Annotated in this window: 11 protein-coding genes and 1 pseudogene; 11 read left to right on the top strand and 1 reads right to left on the bottom strand. The window is 69.0% G+C overall.

Annotated elements, in window-relative coordinates; genetic code table 11:
- Positions 1-30 precede the first annotated feature (30 nt).
- From FRZ61_RS06645 to FRZ61_RS06685, 8 genes and pseudogenes are all read left to right on the top strand, one after another.
- Positions 31-747: an ImuA family protein gene (locus FRZ61_RS06645; protein ID WP_151115927.1), complete on the top strand. Its 717-nt coding sequence runs from the start codon at positions 31-33 to the stop codon at positions 745-747.
- Positions 674-2,395: a DUF6504 family protein gene (locus FRZ61_RS06650; RefSeq protein WP_151115929.1), complete on the top strand. Its 1,722-nt coding sequence runs from the start codon at positions 674-676 to the stop codon at positions 2,393-2,395. The genes FRZ61_RS06645 and FRZ61_RS06650 overlap by 74 nt, the downstream gene beginning before the upstream one ends.
- Before the next feature lie 132 nt (positions 2,396-2,527).
- Positions 2,528-2,874, top strand: a pseudogene (locus FRZ61_RS06660) (endonuclease domain-containing protein).
- 137 nt (positions 2,875-3,011) lie between these two features.
- Entirely contained in the window at positions 3,012-6,398 is a 3,387-nt protein-coding gene (locus tag FRZ61_RS06665) for an error-prone DNA polymerase (protein ID WP_151115931.1), read from the top strand.
- A gap of 183 nt (positions 6,399-6,581) precedes the next feature.
- On the top strand, positions 6,582-7,013 hold the full coding sequence (locus tag FRZ61_RS06670) for an OsmC family protein (protein WP_151115933.1): 432 nt from the start codon (positions 6,582-6,584) through the stop codon (positions 7,011-7,013).
- 82 nt (positions 7,014-7,095) lie between these two features.
- A complete protein-coding gene (locus tag FRZ61_RS06675) occupies positions 7,096-7,770 on the top strand; it encodes a type 1 glutamine amidotransferase domain-containing protein (RefSeq protein WP_151115935.1) in 675 nt (224 codons plus the stop codon).
- A gap of 23 nt (positions 7,771-7,793) precedes the next feature.
- Positions 7,794-8,870, top strand: coding sequence for an NAD(P)H-dependent flavin oxidoreductase (locus tag FRZ61_RS06680; protein WP_151115937.1), 1,077 nt, complete (start codon positions 7,794-7,796; stop codon positions 8,868-8,870).
- Positions 8,871-8,942: 72 nt separating this feature from the next.
- The gene (locus FRZ61_RS06685; RefSeq protein WP_151115939.1) at positions 8,943-9,587 is read left to right on the top strand and encodes an alanyl-tRNA editing protein; all 645 of its coding nucleotides are present in this window, start codon (positions 8,943-8,945) and stop codon (positions 9,585-9,587) included.
- A 127-nt stretch (positions 9,588-9,714) separates the two neighbouring features.
- Here FRZ61_RS06685 and FRZ61_RS06690 read toward each other — a convergent pair whose 3' ends face one another.
- Positions 9,715-10,980, bottom strand: coding sequence for a flavin monoamine oxidase family protein (locus FRZ61_RS06690; protein WP_151115941.1), 1,266 nt, complete (start codon positions 10,978-10,980; stop codon positions 9,715-9,717).
- A gap of 273 nt (positions 10,981-11,253) precedes the next feature.
- On the opposite strand from FRZ61_RS06690, the gene FRZ61_RS06695 reads away from it, so the two are divergent.
- From FRZ61_RS06695 to FRZ61_RS06705, 3 genes are all read left to right on the top strand, one after another.
- Positions 11,254-11,847 (top strand): HdeD family acid-resistance protein, encoded by a 594-nt coding sequence (locus FRZ61_RS06695; RefSeq protein WP_151115943.1) that lies wholly within the window; start codon positions 11,254-11,256, stop codon positions 11,845-11,847.
- 233 nt (positions 11,848-12,080) lie between these two features.
- Positions 12,081-15,230 carry a bifunctional proline dehydrogenase/L-glutamate gamma-semialdehyde dehydrogenase PutA gene (gene putA / locus FRZ61_RS06700; RefSeq protein ID WP_151115945.1) on the top strand — a complete coding sequence of 1,050 codons (3,150 nt, stop codon included), beginning with the start codon at positions 12,081-12,083 and terminating at the stop codon, positions 15,228-15,230.
- A gap of 38 nt (positions 15,231-15,268) precedes the next feature.
- The gene (locus FRZ61_RS06705; RefSeq protein ID WP_151115946.1) at positions 15,269-15,703 is read left to right on the top strand and encodes a DUF1801 domain-containing protein; all 435 of its coding nucleotides are present in this window, start codon (positions 15,269-15,271) and stop codon (positions 15,701-15,703) included.
- The last annotated feature ends 18 nt before the right edge of the window (positions 15,704-15,721 follow it).

Raw genomic sequence — 15,721 nt, forward strand, 5'->3', positions numbered from 1 at the left:
TACGGCGGATTTTTCGCCCCTGGAGGCAGCATGGCGGACGGTGCGGCAATCGTGGAATCCCCGGCTTCGGCCCGGATCGAGGCGCTGAAGGCGGCGATCGGCGGGTTCGGCCCCGGTTCGGCCGCGGCGCGGGTCCGGCTCGGCCTGCCCGAGCTCGACCAAGCCCTGGGCGGCGGGCTGGTCCAAGGCGCGCTCCATGAGATCGCCTCGGTCGATGGCAGCGCCGCCGCCACCGGCTTCGCGGCCTTTCTCCTGGGCCGGCTGACCCGGGCCTCCTGTCGGCCGGTGCTCTGGATGCCGGGCACCGACATCTATGCGCCCGGCCTCGCCCGCTACGGTCTCTCGCCCAACCGCGTCCTGCTGGCCGATTTCCGCCGGCCGCAGGCCCTGCTGCGCGCGCTCGAGGAGGGCTTGCGCTGTCCCGGCCTCGCCGCGGCGCTGGGCGAGGTGGAGGAGATCGATCTCACCGCCAGCCGGCGGCTGCAGCTCGCGGCCGAGACCGGCGGCATCGCCTGCCTGCTGCTGCGCCGCGGGCCCTCGCGCAACCCGACCGCCGCGGTGACGCGCTGGCAGGTCTGGTCCGCGGGGGCGCAGGGCGCCAAGCCGCGCTGGCGGGTCTCGTTGCTGCGCTGCCGGGGCGGTCGCACCGGCGATTGGTTGTTGGAGGGATGTCGTGAAACGGGTGGTCTCACTGTGGCTGCCGCATTGGGCGACCGACCGGCTCAAGATCGCGTCGCGGCGCGCTGAGGCGGTCGCGGTTCATCGTGAGGTCCGGCTGGGCAAGGTCCGGCTGAACGAGCCGCGCCTGGATTGGGGCCCGGAATCGGCTCGCCCGCTGGTGACGGTCGCGGCGGCGAACGGCCGCGCGCTCTTGGCCGCGGTCGACGAGCAGGCTTCGGCGGTGGGCCTCATGCCCGGCATGGTGCTGGCCGATGCCCGCGCGCTCATGCCCGATCTCGCGGTGCGGCCGAGCCGGCCCGAGAAGGACGCGGCGGCCCTGGCCCAGCTCGCCGACTGGTGCGCGCGCTTCAGCCCCTGGGTCGCGGTCGACGGCGCCGACGGGCTTCTGCTCGACATCACCGGCTGCGCCCATCTCTTCGGTGGCGAAGCGAAGATGCTCGAGGATCTGGCGCAGCGCCTGCGCCGCTTCGGCTATCAGGCGCGGCTCGCCGTGGCCGACACGCCCGGCGCCGCCTGGGCCGCCGCGCGCTATGCCCGGGGCGCGCGGCCGAAAGATTCCGTGATCCTGCCGCCGGGCGGCACCCGCGAGGCGATCGCGGCCCTGCCGGTCGCCGCCCTGCGCCTCTCGCCGGCCCAGGCCGACGAGCTGGAACGGCTGGGGCTCAAGACCATCGCCGAGCTCTATCCGCTGCCGCGCGCCGGCTTGCTGCGCCGCTTCGGGCCGGAGCCCGCGCGCCGGCTCGACCAGGCGCTGGGGCGGATCGACGAGTCGATCAATCCGCGCCTGCCCGCGAGCCCGCACGAGGCGCGGCTCGCCTTCGCCGAGCCGATCCTCGAGGCGGCGGCGATCGCGGCGGCGCTCGATCGCATGCTGGGCGGGCTCTGCGGCCATCTGGCCTCCGAGCAGCTCGGCGCCCGTCAGCTTCGCCTGGCGCTGTTCCGCGTCGATGGCAGCCTGCAGCATGTCGCGATCGGCACCAGCCGCCCCAATCGCGATCCGCAGGCACTGCGCCGCCTGTTCGCGCCCTCCTTCGACAAGCTCGATCCCGGCTTCGGCATCGAGGCCATGAGCCTGATCGTGACGCAGGCGGAGCCGCTCGAGGACCTGCAGCTCGTGCTGGCCCAGGCCAGGGTTCGTACGCAAGAACAGGCCCGGGCGGACAAGCAGATCCGGACCGGGCCCGCGAAAATCCAGGCGCCGATCGAATCCGCGGAGGTGCTCGAGGAACGAGCCATCGAACGCGCGGTCGACGAGGCGGCGCTCGCGGCCCTGGCTGACCTCTTCGCCAATGGCCGCTTGGGCAACGAGTCCCAGCCGGTGCGCCTGGTGCGGCCCGTGCCGCAGGAAAGCCATCTGCCCGAACGTGCCGTGACGCCGGCGCCGGCCCTGGCCGGCAGGAAAGATCGCTGGAGCGAGGCGGCCCTCGCCGCGGTCCGCCCGGTGCGGCTGCTGCCGCGTCCCGAGCCGCTCGAGACCGACGAGACGGCGCCCGAGCTGCTGCCGGCCTCGTTCCGCTGGCGCGCGCGGCCGCACCGCATCCGTCTCGCCGAGGGGCCCGAGCGCATCGAACCCGAATGGTGGCGGCCGGCGGCCACGAACGTCACCGCCGGCAGCCGCGACTATTACCGCGTCGAGGACAGCGAAGGCCGCCGCTTCTGGCTCTACCACGAGCGCACCGTCTCGCGCTGGTACCTGCACGGGCTGTTCGCATGATCGGACATATCACGCCCGCATCTCCCTCCCCCTACCCCCTCCCGCAAGGGGAGGGGGCGAGAAACAGGAAACAGCAAGCCCCCTCCCCTTGCGGGAGGGGGTAGGGGGAGGGGTGAGCTCGCTCGATATCGCATGACCGACCCTCGAGCCTCCTTCCTTCGCAAGAATCAAACGATCGCCGAACGACGCTTGTGGCAGAAGCTGCAAGCGAAGCGATGCGAGAATCGACGGTTCCGCCGCCAGTTCCGCCTAGCCCCTATGTCGTCGATTTCATCTGCTTGTCGGCCCGGCTGGTCGTCGAGGTCGATGGAGAGTCCCACAATCACACGATCGATCGAGACGTGGAGCGATCACGCTGGCTCGAGAGCCAGGGCTTTCGCGTTGTTCGTTTCACCAATGACGATGTGCGGTATCGGCTCGAAGGGGTAGTGCAGATGATTGCTACCGAGCTCCATGGGGCGCCGAAAGAGGCGGGTTGAGTTTCGAAAGCCAACGCGTGCGGCACCCCTCCCCCTACCCCCTCCCGCAAGGGGAGGGGGCGAGAAACTATCAATATCCAGCCCCCACCCCTTGCGGGAGGGGGTAGGGGGAGGGGCCGCCAGAGATGAGATGCCCGATGCCCTTGTCCTCACCACCCTATGCCGAGCTCGCCTGCGTCACGAACTTCTCCTTCCTGCGCGGGGCATCGCATCCGAGCGAGCTGGTCAAGCAGGCGGCGGAACTGGGGCTGCAGGCGCTCGCGATCGCCGACCGCAACAGCCTCGCGGGCGTGGTGCGCGCGCATGATGCGGCCCGCGAGCTGAAATTCCGCATCATCCCCGGTGCGCGGCTGGTCTTGCGGGACGGGGCGGAGATCGTGGCGCTGCCGACCGATCGCGCCGCCTATGGCCGCCTGTCGCGGCTTTTGACTCTGGGCAAGATGCGGGCCGAGAAGGGCCAGTGCCATCTCGATCTCGACGACCTGCTGGGGCATGGCGCCGGCATGATGCTGATCGTCCTGCCCGGTACCGATCCGGGGCCCTTGGAGGAACTGACCGCCCTCGAATCCCGGCTGCGGCAACTGGCGGCGGCCTTTCCCGGCGCCGTGTTTCTTGCAGGCCAGCATCATTTGCGGGGCAACGACGAGGCCTGGATCGAGCGGCTGAACCGGCTGGCCGAGAGTTGCAACACGCCGCTCGTTGCCAGCAACGACGTGCATTACCACGCGCCCGAGCGCCGCATCCTGCAGGATGTGCTGACCTGCATCCGCGAGGGCTGCACCATCGACGAGGCGGGCTACCGTCTCTTCGCCAATGCCGAGCGCCATCTGAAATCGCCGGCGGAGATGGCGCGGCTCTTCGCGCGCTGGCCCGAGGCGGTCGCGCGCACGGTCGAGATCGCCGAGCGCTGCCGCTTCAGCCTCGACGAGCTGCGTTACGAATATCCCGACGAGCTCACGACCGGGGGCCGCACGCCGCAGCAGGAGCTGGAGAAGCTGGCCCGGGAGGGAGCCCGCTGGCGCTATGCCGGTGGCGTGCCGGAGAAGATCCAGAAGGCGCTGGACCACGAGCTCGCCCTCATCGCCAGCCTCGATTACGCGCCCTATTTCCTCACCGTCTACGATCTGGTGCGTTTCGCGAAGGAGCAGACGCCGCCGATCCTCTGCCAGGGCCGCGGCTCGGCTGCCAATTCCACGGTCTGCTATTGCCTCGGCGTCACCTCGGTCGATCCGGCGACGATCGATCTCCTGTTCGAGCGCTTCATCAGCGCCGAGCGCCGCGAGCCGCCCGATATCGACGTCGATTTCGAGCATGAGCGGCGTGAGGAGGTGATCCAGTATGTCTACCGGAAATACGGCCGCGACCGCGCCGGCATCGCCGCCACGGTGATCTCCTATCGCAGCCGCTCGGCCCTGCGCGAGGTCGGCAAGGCCATGGGCCTCTCGCTCGACCTGGTCGGCGCGCTTTCGGGCCAGGTCTGGGCGCCGACTTATGGCAAGGGCACGAGCTTCCTCGACGAGTCGCGCCTGCGCGAGCACGGATTGGATCCGGCCGATTCCCGTCTGACCCTGACGCTGGCGCTCGCGCGCGAGCTCAAGGGGTTCCCGCGTCATCTCTCGCAGCATGTCGGCGGCTTCGTCATCAGCCGCGGTCTCCTGAGCGAGCTGGTGCCGATCGAGAACGCGGCGATGGCGGACCGTACCTTCATCGAATGGGACAAGGACGACCTCATGGCGCTGGGCCTCATGAAGGTCGATGTGCTGGCGCTGGGCATGCTGACCTGCACCGCCAAGAGCTTCGATCTGTTGCGCCGGCATTACGGCAAGAGCTTCGATCTCGCGACTCTGTCGCCGGACGATCCGACCGTCTATGAGATGCTGGGCCGGGCCGATTCCATCGGCGTGTTCCAGGTCGAGAGCCGCGCGCAGATGACGATGCTGCCGCGGCTCAAGCCCCGGAATTTCTACGATCTGGTGATCGAGGTGGCGATCGTGCGGCCCGGTCCGATTCAGGGCGACATGGTGCATCCTTACTTGCGCCGACGCGACGGCATCGAGCCGGTGAGCTACCCCTCCCGCGAGCTGGAACAGGTGCTAGGCAAGACCCTGGGCGTGCCGCTGTTCCAGGAACAGGCGATGCGCATCGCCATCGTCGCGGCGGGATTCACGCCCGACGAATCCGACCGGCTGCGCCGCGCCATGGCGACCTTCCGCCATGTCGGCACCATCCATATGTTCGAGCGGAAGCTGATCGAGGGCATGGTCGCCAACGGCTATGAGCGCGCGTTCGCGGAACGCTGCTTCAACCAGATCAAGGGATTCGGCGAATATGGTTTTCCGGAGAGCCACGCCGCGAGCTTCGCGCATCTGGTCTATGTCTCGGCCTGGATCAAATGCCATTACCCCGAGATCTTCGCCTGCGCGATCCTCAACAGCCAGCCGATGGGCTTCTACGCGCCGGCGCAGCTCGTGCGCGACGCGATCGAGCATGGCGTCGAGGTGCGGCCCGTCGACGTGAATTTCAGCGAGTGGGATTGTACTCTTGAATTAGGCGCCACGAGCGATGGCCGCTCTTTGTCAGCCGTGAACGACGGCCGCCCCGCCAACCCCGTCGTTCACGGCGAAGGAAGAAGGATCGAGCAGGAGATCATCCAGGGCGGCCAGCCGGCGCCGGGCACGAAGCGGCGGCCCTTGGCGCTGCGGCTCGGATTCCGCCAGGTGAAGGGGCTGGGCCAGGGCGAGATGGAGACGCTGGCGGCGGCGCGCGGCAACGGCTTCGGCGACCCCAATGCGCTCTGGCGGCGCAGCGGATTGCCGGAACGAACGCTGGCGATCCTCGCGCGCGCCGACGCCTTCCGCTCGATGGGGCTCGATCGCCGCGAGGCGCTCTGGGCGGTCAAGGGTCTGCCGTCGGCGCCCTTGCCTTTGTTCGAGGCGAGCCTCGCGGAGGAGCAGGGCGAGGAGGCGGCGGTCGATCTGCCGCGCCTGACCGAGGGCGAGCATGTGGCCGAGGACTATGCCAGCCAGCAATTGTCGCTCAAACGCCACCCGATGGCGCTGCTGCGCGAGGTCATGACGGCGCGGGGCTACCGGCCCTGCGCCCGCCTCAAGGAAACGGCGGACGGCACGACGCTCAGCGTGGCCGGCCTCGTGCTGGTGCGCCAGCGGCCCGGCACGGCGAGCGGCGTGATCTTCGCCACGCTCGAGGACGAGACCGGGATCGCCAACATCGTCATCTGGCCCCGGACCTTCGAGCGCTACCGCCGCGAGCTCCTGGGTTCGAACCTGCTCGGCGTCACCGGCAAGCTGCAGCGCGAGGGCGAGGTGATCCATCTGGTGGCCGACCGCCTGGTCGACCTGACCCGGCACCTGACCGACATGGCCGACCCCGACCTGCCGCCGGCCGCGAGCCTCGCCCGCGCCGACGAGGTCAGGAAGCCCGGCCAGGACGCGCGCAACCGCGAGGTCGGCGAGCGGGCGCGCCAGATCCAGGACCGGTCATACCCGTCGCGGAATTTCCACTGACCTGAAATCTGCCTGCGCGGCCTGGTCGCTCCTCGCCTGAAGGGCCTCGGGATCGTCGGCGTTCGGTGAGATACTATTGTGCTATTGACCCCTAGGCAGAGGTCGATGGAAGACCGATCTGCAAAGGGCGGCCCACGGCCAATCCGGCCGGTGGCGCCATTTTCACCAGGAGCGGAGACGGTCATGAAAGTCACGAGGCGCGGGTCGGCGGCCTGGCAGGGCGGGCTCAAGGACGGCAAGGGCAGCATCTCGACCGAGAGCGGCGCCCTCAAGGCCTATCCCTATGGCTTCGCCAGCCGGTTCGAGGGGCAGAAGGGCAGCAACCCCGAGGAGCTGATCGGCGCCGCCCATGCCGCCTGCTTCACCATGGCGCTGTCGCTGATCCTGGGCGAGGCCAAGCTCACCGCCACGCAGATGGATACCAGCGCCGAAGTCACGCTCGAGCAGGTCGGCGGCAGCTATGCCATCACCTCCTCGAAGCTCACCTTGAAGGCCAAGATTCCCGGCGCCGACAACGCGACCTTCCAGCAGTTGGCGGCGCGGGCCAAGGCCGGCTGCCCGGTCTCCAAGCTGTTCAAGGCCGAGATCACGCTCGACGCCCAGCTGATCCCGTGAGCCGTTCCGGCGGGCGGTATCGCCGCCCGCCTTTCGGCTCGCACGCCCCGCCCGTTTCCCGTTCTTGCAGAAGAGTTCGACGATGAAGATCCTGATGGTGCTGACCTCCCACGACCAGCTCGGCAACACGGGCAAGAAGACCGGCTTCTGGCTCGAGGAGTTCGCGGCGCCCTATTACGTGTTCCGCGATGCGGGGGCGACCGTGACCCTGGCCTCGCCCAAGGGCGGCCAGCCGCCGATCGATCCCAAGAGCGACGAGCCCGGGAACCAGACCGAGGCGACCCGCCGCTTCAAGTCGGACAAGGCCGCGCAGGCGGCGCTGGCCGACACCGTCAAGCTCGGCACGATCAAGGCCAAGGCGTATGACGCGATCTTCTATCCGGGCGGCCATGGCCCGCTCTGGGACCTGGCGGAGAATGTCGATTCGATCGCGCTGATCGAGACCTTCTACAGCCTGGGCAAGCCGGTGGGCGCCGTCTGCCATGCGCCGGGCGTGCTGCGCCACACGCGCTCGCGCGGCGAGCCGCTGGTCAAGGGCAAGCACGTCACGGGTTTCGCCAACAGCGAGGAGGAAGCGGTGGGCCTGACCAAGGTTGTGCCCTTCCTGGTCGAGGACGAGCTCAAGCGCCGCGGCGGCCTCTATGAGAAGGGAGCGGACTGGCAGAGCCACGCCGTCACCGACGGCAAGCTGGTCACGGGCCAGAACCCGGCCTCGTCCGTGGCGGTCGCGAAGGCCTTGCTCAAGCTGCTCGGCTGACCGTTCCTGCGGGGAGACGCCCCATGACCGCCTGGCCCGACCGCCGCATCCTCGATCTCTTCGGCATCGAGCTGCCGATCATCCAGGCGCCGATGGCCGGTTCCTCGACGCCGGAGATGGCGATCGCGGTGAGCGAGGCGGGCGGGCTGGGCTCGCTGCCGACGGCGCTCTACAGCCTCGACCAGGCGCGCGAGGCCGTCGGCCGCATCCGGCAGGCGACGGCCAGGCCGATCAATCTCAATTTCTTCTCCCACCAGATGCCGGTTCTCGATCCGGCGCGCATCGATGCCTGGCGCGCGCGGCTCAAGCCTTATTATCTCGAGAACGGGATCGATCCCGAAGCGCCGGTGCCGGTGACCGGCCGGGCGCCCTTCGACACCGACCTCTGCGGCCTCGTGGAGCATTACCGGCCGGAGGTCGTGAGCTTTCATTTCGGCTTGCCGGAAGGGGCCTTGCTCGAGCGGGTCAAGGCAACCGGCGCCAAGGTGATCTCCTCGGCGACGACCGTGGCCGAGGCTCGCTGGCTCGCGGCGCGCGGCGTCGATGCCGTCATCGCCATGGGGTTCGAGGCGGGCGGCCATCGCGGCAATTTCCTCTCCGACGACATGTCGCGGCAGGTCGGGCTGTTCGCGCTGCTGCCGCAGGTGGTGGATGCGGTGAAGGTTCCGGTGATCGCGGCCGGCGGCATCGCCGATGCGCGCGGCATCGTCGCGGCCCTGGCGCTTGGTGCTTCGGCGGTGCAGATCGGCACGGCCTATCTCTATTCGCCCGAGGTGAAGACCGCGGCCGTCCATCTCGAGGCGCTGAAAAATGCCAGCGACGACAACACCGTCATCACCAACCTCTTCACCGGCCGGCCGGCGCGCGGCATCGTCAACCGTCTGATGCGCGAGGTGGGCCCCTTGTCGCCCGACGCGCCGCCCTTTCCCTTCGCCGGCGGCGCCCTGGTGCCGCTGCGCGCCAAGGCCGAAGCCGCGGGCTCGGGCGATTTCACCAATCTCTGGTCGGGCCAGGCGGCAAAGCTCGCGCGCCCGATGCCGGCGGGCGAGCTGACCCGCAAGCTCGCGGCCGAAGCGCTGGCGAAGCTGGGCAAGGCGTGACGGCGGCCGAGGCGGAACCCATCGGCGTTCTGCTATGATCGCGCCCTTGCCTGTGCTGTTCCGCCCGCGGTCATGACCCAAAAGCTCTTCTGGACCGATCCCTATCTGACGACGCTGGAAACGCGGGTCGCGAGCGTGGCGGGTGCGGAGATCACGCTTGCGGAGACGATCTTCTATGCGCTCTCGGGCGGGCAGGAGAGCGACGCGGGCACCATCGGCGGCCGGCCGGTGCTGGAGGCGCGCAAGGCCGGAACGGATATTCTCTATCGCTTGCCGGGAGACCACGGGCTGAAGCCCGGCGATCCCGTGACGGTCGAGATCGATGGGGAGCGGCGCTACCGGCTGATGCGGCTCCATTTCGCGGCCGAGGTGGTGCTGGAGCTCGCCTACAAGAATCTCGCCGGCATCCGGAAGATCGGCGCCCATATCGCCGCCGACAAGGCACGGATCGATTTCGAATGGCCGGAGCCGATCACGAAATCCCTGCCGCTGCTGGGCGAGGGTCTTCGGCAAATTGTGGAGAGCGACCGGCCGATCGCCAGCGCCTTCAGCGACGAGCCGGCACAGCGGCGTTACTGGGAAGTGCCAGGCTTCGCCCGCGTGCCCTGCGGCGGCACGCATCTCAAGCGTACCGGCGAGGTCGGCGCCGTGACGCTCAAGCGGCGCAATGTCGGGAAGGGGAAGGAACGGGTGGAGATCGGGCTGGTGGAGGGATGAATTCCATGTCCCTTCCCCCGTCTTCGGGGGAAGGCTAGGAAGGGGGCTGCGCGATGTCGAATACCGAGCGGCCCCCTCCCTAACCCTCCCCCGCGAAGCGGGAGAGGGGACAACTTAGATGACGCCTCTACTGCGCCGCCGCTTTCCGCCCCAGGCTCTTCGCCACGGCCTTCGCCGTGTCGATGCCGGTGATGTAGGCGCCGTGCGCCGTGGCATGGAACTCGGTCGAGGTCGCCTCGCCGGCGAAGAAGAGACGGTCCTCGAGGGCCCGCGCCAGCTCGGCGCGCTGATGGCCCTGGCCGGGCTGGGCGGCGGAGTAAGAGCCCTTGACCCAGGGATCGCCCGCCCAGGCGGTGACGATCGCTTTCGTCACATAGTTCTTGATGTCGCTGCCGAAGACCTTGGCGAGCTTCTCCTTGGCAAGATCGATCGCGGCGGCCTGGCCCGCGCGCTCGAGCCAGACCGCGAAGCGCCCGCCGGTATAGCCCACGACCCAGTTGTCGCCGAACGGCCGGAAGCCGAAGCCCATCGGCTCCGTATCCGTCTCCATCAGCAGCGAGCCCTTGGGGAAATCGGGCCCGAACGGATCGCGGTCGAGCATCAGCCCGATGCGGTTGTGGGTCCCGAGCGGCAGCGCCTCGATCGCGCGCAGCTTCCAGTTCGGCAGCACCGGATCGAACGCGATATCGCCGGCCCCCAGGATGCCGGTCGAGACCGCGACGATGACGCGCTTCGCCCGGATCGTTCCCTTCTTCGTCTCCAGCCGGATCTCGGGCTCGCCCCATTCGATGCGCTGGACGGCGCAGTTGAGCGTCACCGGCACGTCCGCGCCGAAGCGGGCGATCAGCGCGCCGAAGCCTTCCTTGAGCGGCCAGTTCTCCTCGGTGTCGTTGTAGTGGAGCGTGTCCATCACCGAGACCTGGTCGGAATCGGCCGAGGTCGCGATCGTCGTCCAGTAGTCGAACACCGGTGTCCAGCGGTTCTCGCGCTCGGTCGCCTCGGCCAGCGAGATGTCGCGGCCGGCCTTGGCCGCGCCGATCACGGCCTCGTGGCAGCGGTCGAGATAGCCGTCGAGCTCGGTTCCTTCCTGCGCGCTCGCTTTGCGGCCGTCGATATAGAGCCCGCGCGGATAGCTGCCCTTGCGATAGTGGAATCCGTATTTCTCGGCGATCGCCACATAGGGATTGAGGCTCGCGGAATGCATCCAGTGGCAGCCGAGATCGAAGGCCACGCCCGGCGCCAGCTCCTCCGTATAGCCGCGCCCGCCGATGCGGTGCGAGGCCTCGAGCAGGACGGTCTCGAGCCCGAGCCCGCGGGCGGTCTTGGCGGCGGCGAGGCCCGCCGAGCCCGCTCCCACGATGGCCACGTCGTAGACCTGTCCCGCACCCGCCATGGCACGCCACTCCCGATCCTTGATGACTTCTGCTTTGCTTCTGTCCGGCCGCGATATCGGCTTGATCGACGACACCGCCGGGCCGATATCATCGGTAGCCGCCGAACGCGGAAATCCCGGCTCGGTTGCGCGGGGGACTATAGCGATAGGATCCCAGCCGGTGAAGCCGGCCGGAAATCCTATGAATATCGTCTGATACCGGTTTCGGCTGTGCCCTTCGGCTGCAGAGGCTGGTTCCGGACACGGAGAAAATGACAAGAACGAGGTTGCATCATGACGCAGAGTTCCAACGACTCAACGGATGCCGTCAGGAAGGCGGGCGGCTGGACCATCGGGCTCGGCGTTCTGCTGCTGATCCTGGGCATCGTCTCGATCCTGTTTCCGCTGGCGAGCTCGCTGGCGGCGGTGATCTGGGTCGCCTGGCTGCTGATCATCGGTGGTGCCGTCCTGCTCGTTCATGCGCTGCACCGGCGCGAGGAACGGGGCTTCTGGCTGCGGCTGCTCTGGTCGGTGGTCTATCTCCTGGCGGGCATCCTCCTTCTCGCCAGCCCGGTCAGCGGCGTTCTCACCCTGACGCTGGTGCTGGCGGTGCTCTGGATCGTCGAGGGCGCCACCGCGATCGCGCTGGCCTTCCGCCTGAAGCCGGCGCGGCCCTGGGGCTGGGTGCTGTTCGACGGCATCCTGACCGTGCTGCTCGGGCTCCTGGTCTGGATCGGCTGGCCCGGCAACGCGCCCTGGCTCCTGGGCCTGTTCCTCGGCATCAGCCTGATCGCCACCGGCATCTCGGTCCTGCTGCTGGGCTGGGCCCTGCGGTCGGGCCATATCACGATCCAAGGCGGCAGGCTGGATTCCGGCTCCGGCACGTGAAGACGCACCGACACCGACCCGCATCGCACAAGCCACCCCTCCCCCTACCCCCTCCCGCAAGGGGAGGGGGCTGGTTCTTCATTCATCTCGCCCCCTCCCCTTGCGGGAGGGGGTAGGGGGAGGGGAATCCCGCTCGCTGCTTCGCTTGTGCCACTCAATCTCTTCCCCACCCCTCCGAGGGGAGGTAAAGAAGGCAGAGCTTCCCCCGAAGCCTGCCCAACCGGAACCCATCCATGATCTTCCGCGATCCGCCTGCCGCCGCCGGCCCGCTGCGTCAGCGCCTGCGCGATGTCTACCGGGCCGACGAGACCGAATGCGTCGATCGGCTGCTGGCCGCGGCCTCGCTGCCGGCCGACATGCTGGACCGCATCGCGGCACGCGCGCGCAACCTGGTCCAGGAGGTGCGTTCGCGGCGCACCGGCCAGGGCGGGCTCGACGCCTTCCTCCATGAATACGAGCTCTCGAGCCGCGAAGGCGTGGTGCTGATGTGCCTCGCCGAGGCGCTCTTGCGCATCCCCGATGCGGAGACGGCCGACCGGCTGATCAAGGACAAGCTCGCCGATGCCGACTGGGAGAAGCATCTGGGCTCGTCGGACTCGCTCTTCGTCAATGCCTCGACCTGGGCCTTGATGCTGACGGGCCGCGTCATGCGGCTCGATCGCGATGGCGGGCAGGATCTGGCCGGCGTGCTGAAGCGGCTGGTCTCGCGCAGCGGCGAGCCCGTCATCCGCCAGGCGGTGATGCAGGCGATGCGCATCCTCGGCCGCCAGTTCGTGATGGGCCGCACCATCGAGGAGGCGCTCGATCGCGCGCGTATCCTCGAGAAGAAGGGCTTCCGCTATTCCTACGACATGCTGGGCGAGGCCGCGCGCACCATGGCCGATGCCGAGCGCTACGACCGGGCCTATCAGCAGGCGATCCGCGCCATCGGCACCGCCGCCAAGGGGCGGGGGCCGATCGAATCGCCGGGCATCTCGGTCAAGCTCTCGGCGCTCCATCCGCGCTACGAGTTCGCCAAATCCGTGCGGGTGATGACGGAGCTGGTGCCGCGCCTGGTCCGGCTCGCGCAGATGGCCAAGGAAGCCGGCATCGGCTTCACCGTGGATGCGGAAGAGGCGGAACGGCTCGATCTCTCGCTCGACGTGATCGAGGCTGTGGCGGGCGATCCGACGCTCAAGGGCTGGAACGGTTTCGGCCTCGCCATCCAGGCCTACCAGAAGCGCTGCTTCGACCTGATCGACGCGCTGGCCGACATGGCGCGCCGGCACCAGCGGCGCCTGATGGTGCGGCTCGTAAAGGGCGCCTATTGGGACAGCGAGATCAAGCAGAGCCAGGAGCGCGGCCTTCGGGGCTACCCCGTCTTCACCCGCAAGCTCTCGACCGACGTCTCCTACATCGCTTGCGCGCGCAAGCTCCTGGCCGATCCCGCGGCCTTCTACCCGCAGTTCGCGACCCACAACGCCCATACCCTGGCGGCGGTGCTGGAGATCGCGGGCAACGCGACCGATTTCGAGTTCCAGCGCCTCCATGGCATGGGCGATGCGCTCTATGAGGAGGTGATCCCGCCCGAGACGTTGGGCCGCGCGGTGCGCATCTATGCGCCGGTCGGCAGCCACGAGGATCTGCTGGCCTATCTGGTGCGCCGCCTGCTGGAGAACGGCGCCAACACCTCCTTCGTCAACCGCATCGTCGACGAGAAGGCGCCGCTCGACGAGCTGATCGCCGATCCGGCGAGCCGCATCCGCCGGCTGGCGCAGAAGCCGCATCCGCATATCCCGCTGCCCCAGGCTCTGTTCGGCGCCGAACGCAAGAACTCCAAGGGCATCGACCTCACCGACCTCGCCGAACTCGGGCCGCTCGACCGCGGCCTGGACCAGGCGCTGAAGGAAGCGCACCAGGCGGCTCCCCTTGTCGGCGGACGTGCGCGCAGCGGCACCGCGCGCGCGGTCCTCAATCCGGCCGATCTGCGCCGCCGGGTGGGCGAGGTCGTGGAGGCGGGCAGACCCGAGCTCGAGGACGTGCTGGCGCGCGCCGCGCGCGCCCATGGCGAGTGGGACCGCACCCCGGCCGAGACGCGCGCGCAATGTCTCGAGCGCGCCGCCGACCTGATGGAGGCGGAGCAGCCGCGGCTGATGGCGCTCGCCATCGCCGAGGCCGGCAAGACCGTGCCCGATGCGCTGGCCGAGGTGCGCGAGGCGGTCGATTTCTGCCGCTACTACGCGGCGCGCGCCCGCGCCGATTTCGCGCAACCGCTGCGGCTGCCGGGTCCGACCGGCGAGCGCAACGAGCTGAGGCTCGCGGGCCGCGGTGTCTTCGCCTGCATCTCGCCCTGGAACTTCCCGCTCGCGATCTTCACGGGGCAGGTCACGGCGGCGCTGGTCGCGGGCAACACGGTCATCGCCAAGCCCGCGGAGCAGACGCCGTTGATCGCGGCCGCCGCGGTGCGGATCCTGCACCAGGCGGGCGTGCCGGGCGACGTGCTGCATCTGCTGCCGGGCGACGGCGAGACGGTCGGGGCGCCGCTGATCGCCGATCCCCGCATCGCCGGCGTCGCCTTCACCGGTTCGACCGAGGTGGCGCGCGGGATCAACCGCGCGCTCGCCGCCAAGGACGGGCCGATCGTGCCGTTGATCGCCGAGACCGGCGGGCAGAACGCGATGATCGTCGATTCCTCGGCCCTGCCCGAGCAGGTGGTGCGCGACGTGCTGATCTCGGGGCTGCAGAGCGCGGGCCAGCGTTGTTCCGCCCTGCGCGTGCTCTTCGTGCAGCAGGACATCGCGCCCAAGCTCGAGACGATGCTGGCGGGCGCCATGGAGGAGCTCGAGGTCGGCGATCCCTCGCTTCTCGAGACCGACATCGGGCCGGTGATCGACGAGGGCGCGAAGAAGACGCTCGAGGCCCATGCCGAGCGCATGAACCGCGAGAGCCGGCTGCTCTACGAGATCAAGCTCGACAAGAACCTGCCCCCCGGCCACTACTACGCGCCACGCGCCTATGTGCTGGATTCGCTCTCGCGCCTGACGCGCGAGGTGTTCGGGCCGGTGCTGCATGTCATCCGCTGGCGCGCCGACCAGCTCGACCAGGTGATCGACGCCATCAACGCCACGGGCTACGGCCTGACGCTGGGCGTCCATAGCCGCATCGATTCCACCCAGCGCCGGGTCTGGGAGCGGGTCAAGGCCGGCAACACCTATGTGAACCGCAACATGATCGGCGCCGTGGTGGGCGTGCAGCCCTTCGGCGGCGAGGGCCTGTCGGGCACCGGCCCCAAGGCCGGCGGCCCGCATTATCTCCACCGCTTCGCGGTCGAGCGCACCCTCACCATCGACACGACCGCCGCCGGCGGCAACGCCTCGCTGCTCTCGCTGGCGGAAGAAGGGTAGAGCGCCGAAGGACGGCTGCGAATTTTGGGGTTCAACCCATGAAGAAGACGACAGCCAGCGTGAAGAAGAGCGGCCCGACGGAAAGAAAGCCGGAAGCCTCTGCCTCGCGGCTGATCGATGCGAGAATCGAGGAGCTGGGCGACTGGCGGGGCGAGACGCTCGCCCGGGTTCGAGGCCTCATCAAGCAGGCCGACCCGGAGGTGATCGAGGAGTGGAAGTGGCGCGGGGTGCCGGTCTGGTCGCATGCCGGGATCGTCTGCACCGGCGAGACCTACAAGAATGTGGTGAAGCTGACCTTCGCCAAAGGCGCCTCGTTGGAGGATCCCGCAGGCCTCTTCAATGCCAGCCTGGAGGGCAGCACCCGGCGCGCCATCGATATCTATGAAGGCGACAAGATCGACGAGAAGGCGCTGAAGCTGCTCATTCACGCCGCTGTGGCGCTGAACGTCCAGAAGAAATCCAGGAGCGCCTGACGAGCGTCGCGGCGCCGG

The organism is Hypericibacter adhaerens (genome assembly GCF_008728835.1).
GTDB classification, from domain to species: domain Bacteria; phylum Pseudomonadota; class Alphaproteobacteria; order Dongiales; family Dongiaceae; genus Hypericibacter; species Hypericibacter adhaerens.

Bases quoted from the DNA above. Each gene is read 5' to 3' on its own strand.
- FRZ61_RS06680 (WP_151115937.1), top strand. From the start codon at position 7,794: ATGACCGCCTGGCCCGACCGCCGCATCCTCGATCTCTTCGGCATCGAG.
- FRZ61_RS06705 (WP_151115946.1), top strand. From the start codon at position 15,269: ATGAAGAAGACGACAGCCAGCGTGAAGAAGAGCGGCCCGACGGAAAGA.
- FRZ61_RS06670 (WP_151115933.1), top strand. From the start codon at position 6,582: ATGAAAGTCACGAGGCGCGGGTCGGCGGCCTGGCAGGGCGGGCTCAAG.
- FRZ61_RS06695 (WP_151115943.1), top strand. From the start codon at position 11,254: ATGACGCAGAGTTCCAACGACTCAACGGATGCCGTCAGGAAGGCGGGC.
- FRZ61_RS06665 (WP_151115931.1), top strand. From the start codon at position 3,012: ATGCCCTTGTCCTCACCACCCTATGCCGAGCTCGCCTGCGTCACGAAC.
- FRZ61_RS06645 (WP_151115927.1), top strand. From the start codon at position 31: ATGGCGGACGGTGCGGCAATCGTGGAATCCCCGGCTTCGGCCCGGATC.
- FRZ61_RS06690 (WP_151115941.1), bottom strand. From the start codon at position 10,980: ATGGCGGGTGCGGGACAGGTCTACGACGTGGCCATCGTGGGAGCGGGC.
- putA (WP_151115945.1), top strand. From the start codon at position 12,081: ATGATCTTCCGCGATCCGCCTGCCGCCGCCGGCCCGCTGCGTCAGCGC.
- FRZ61_RS06685 (WP_151115939.1), top strand. From the start codon at position 8,943: ATGACCCAAAAGCTCTTCTGGACCGATCCCTATCTGACGACGCTGGAA.
- FRZ61_RS06675 (WP_151115935.1), top strand. From the start codon at position 7,096: ATGAAGATCCTGATGGTGCTGACCTCCCACGACCAGCTCGGCAACACG.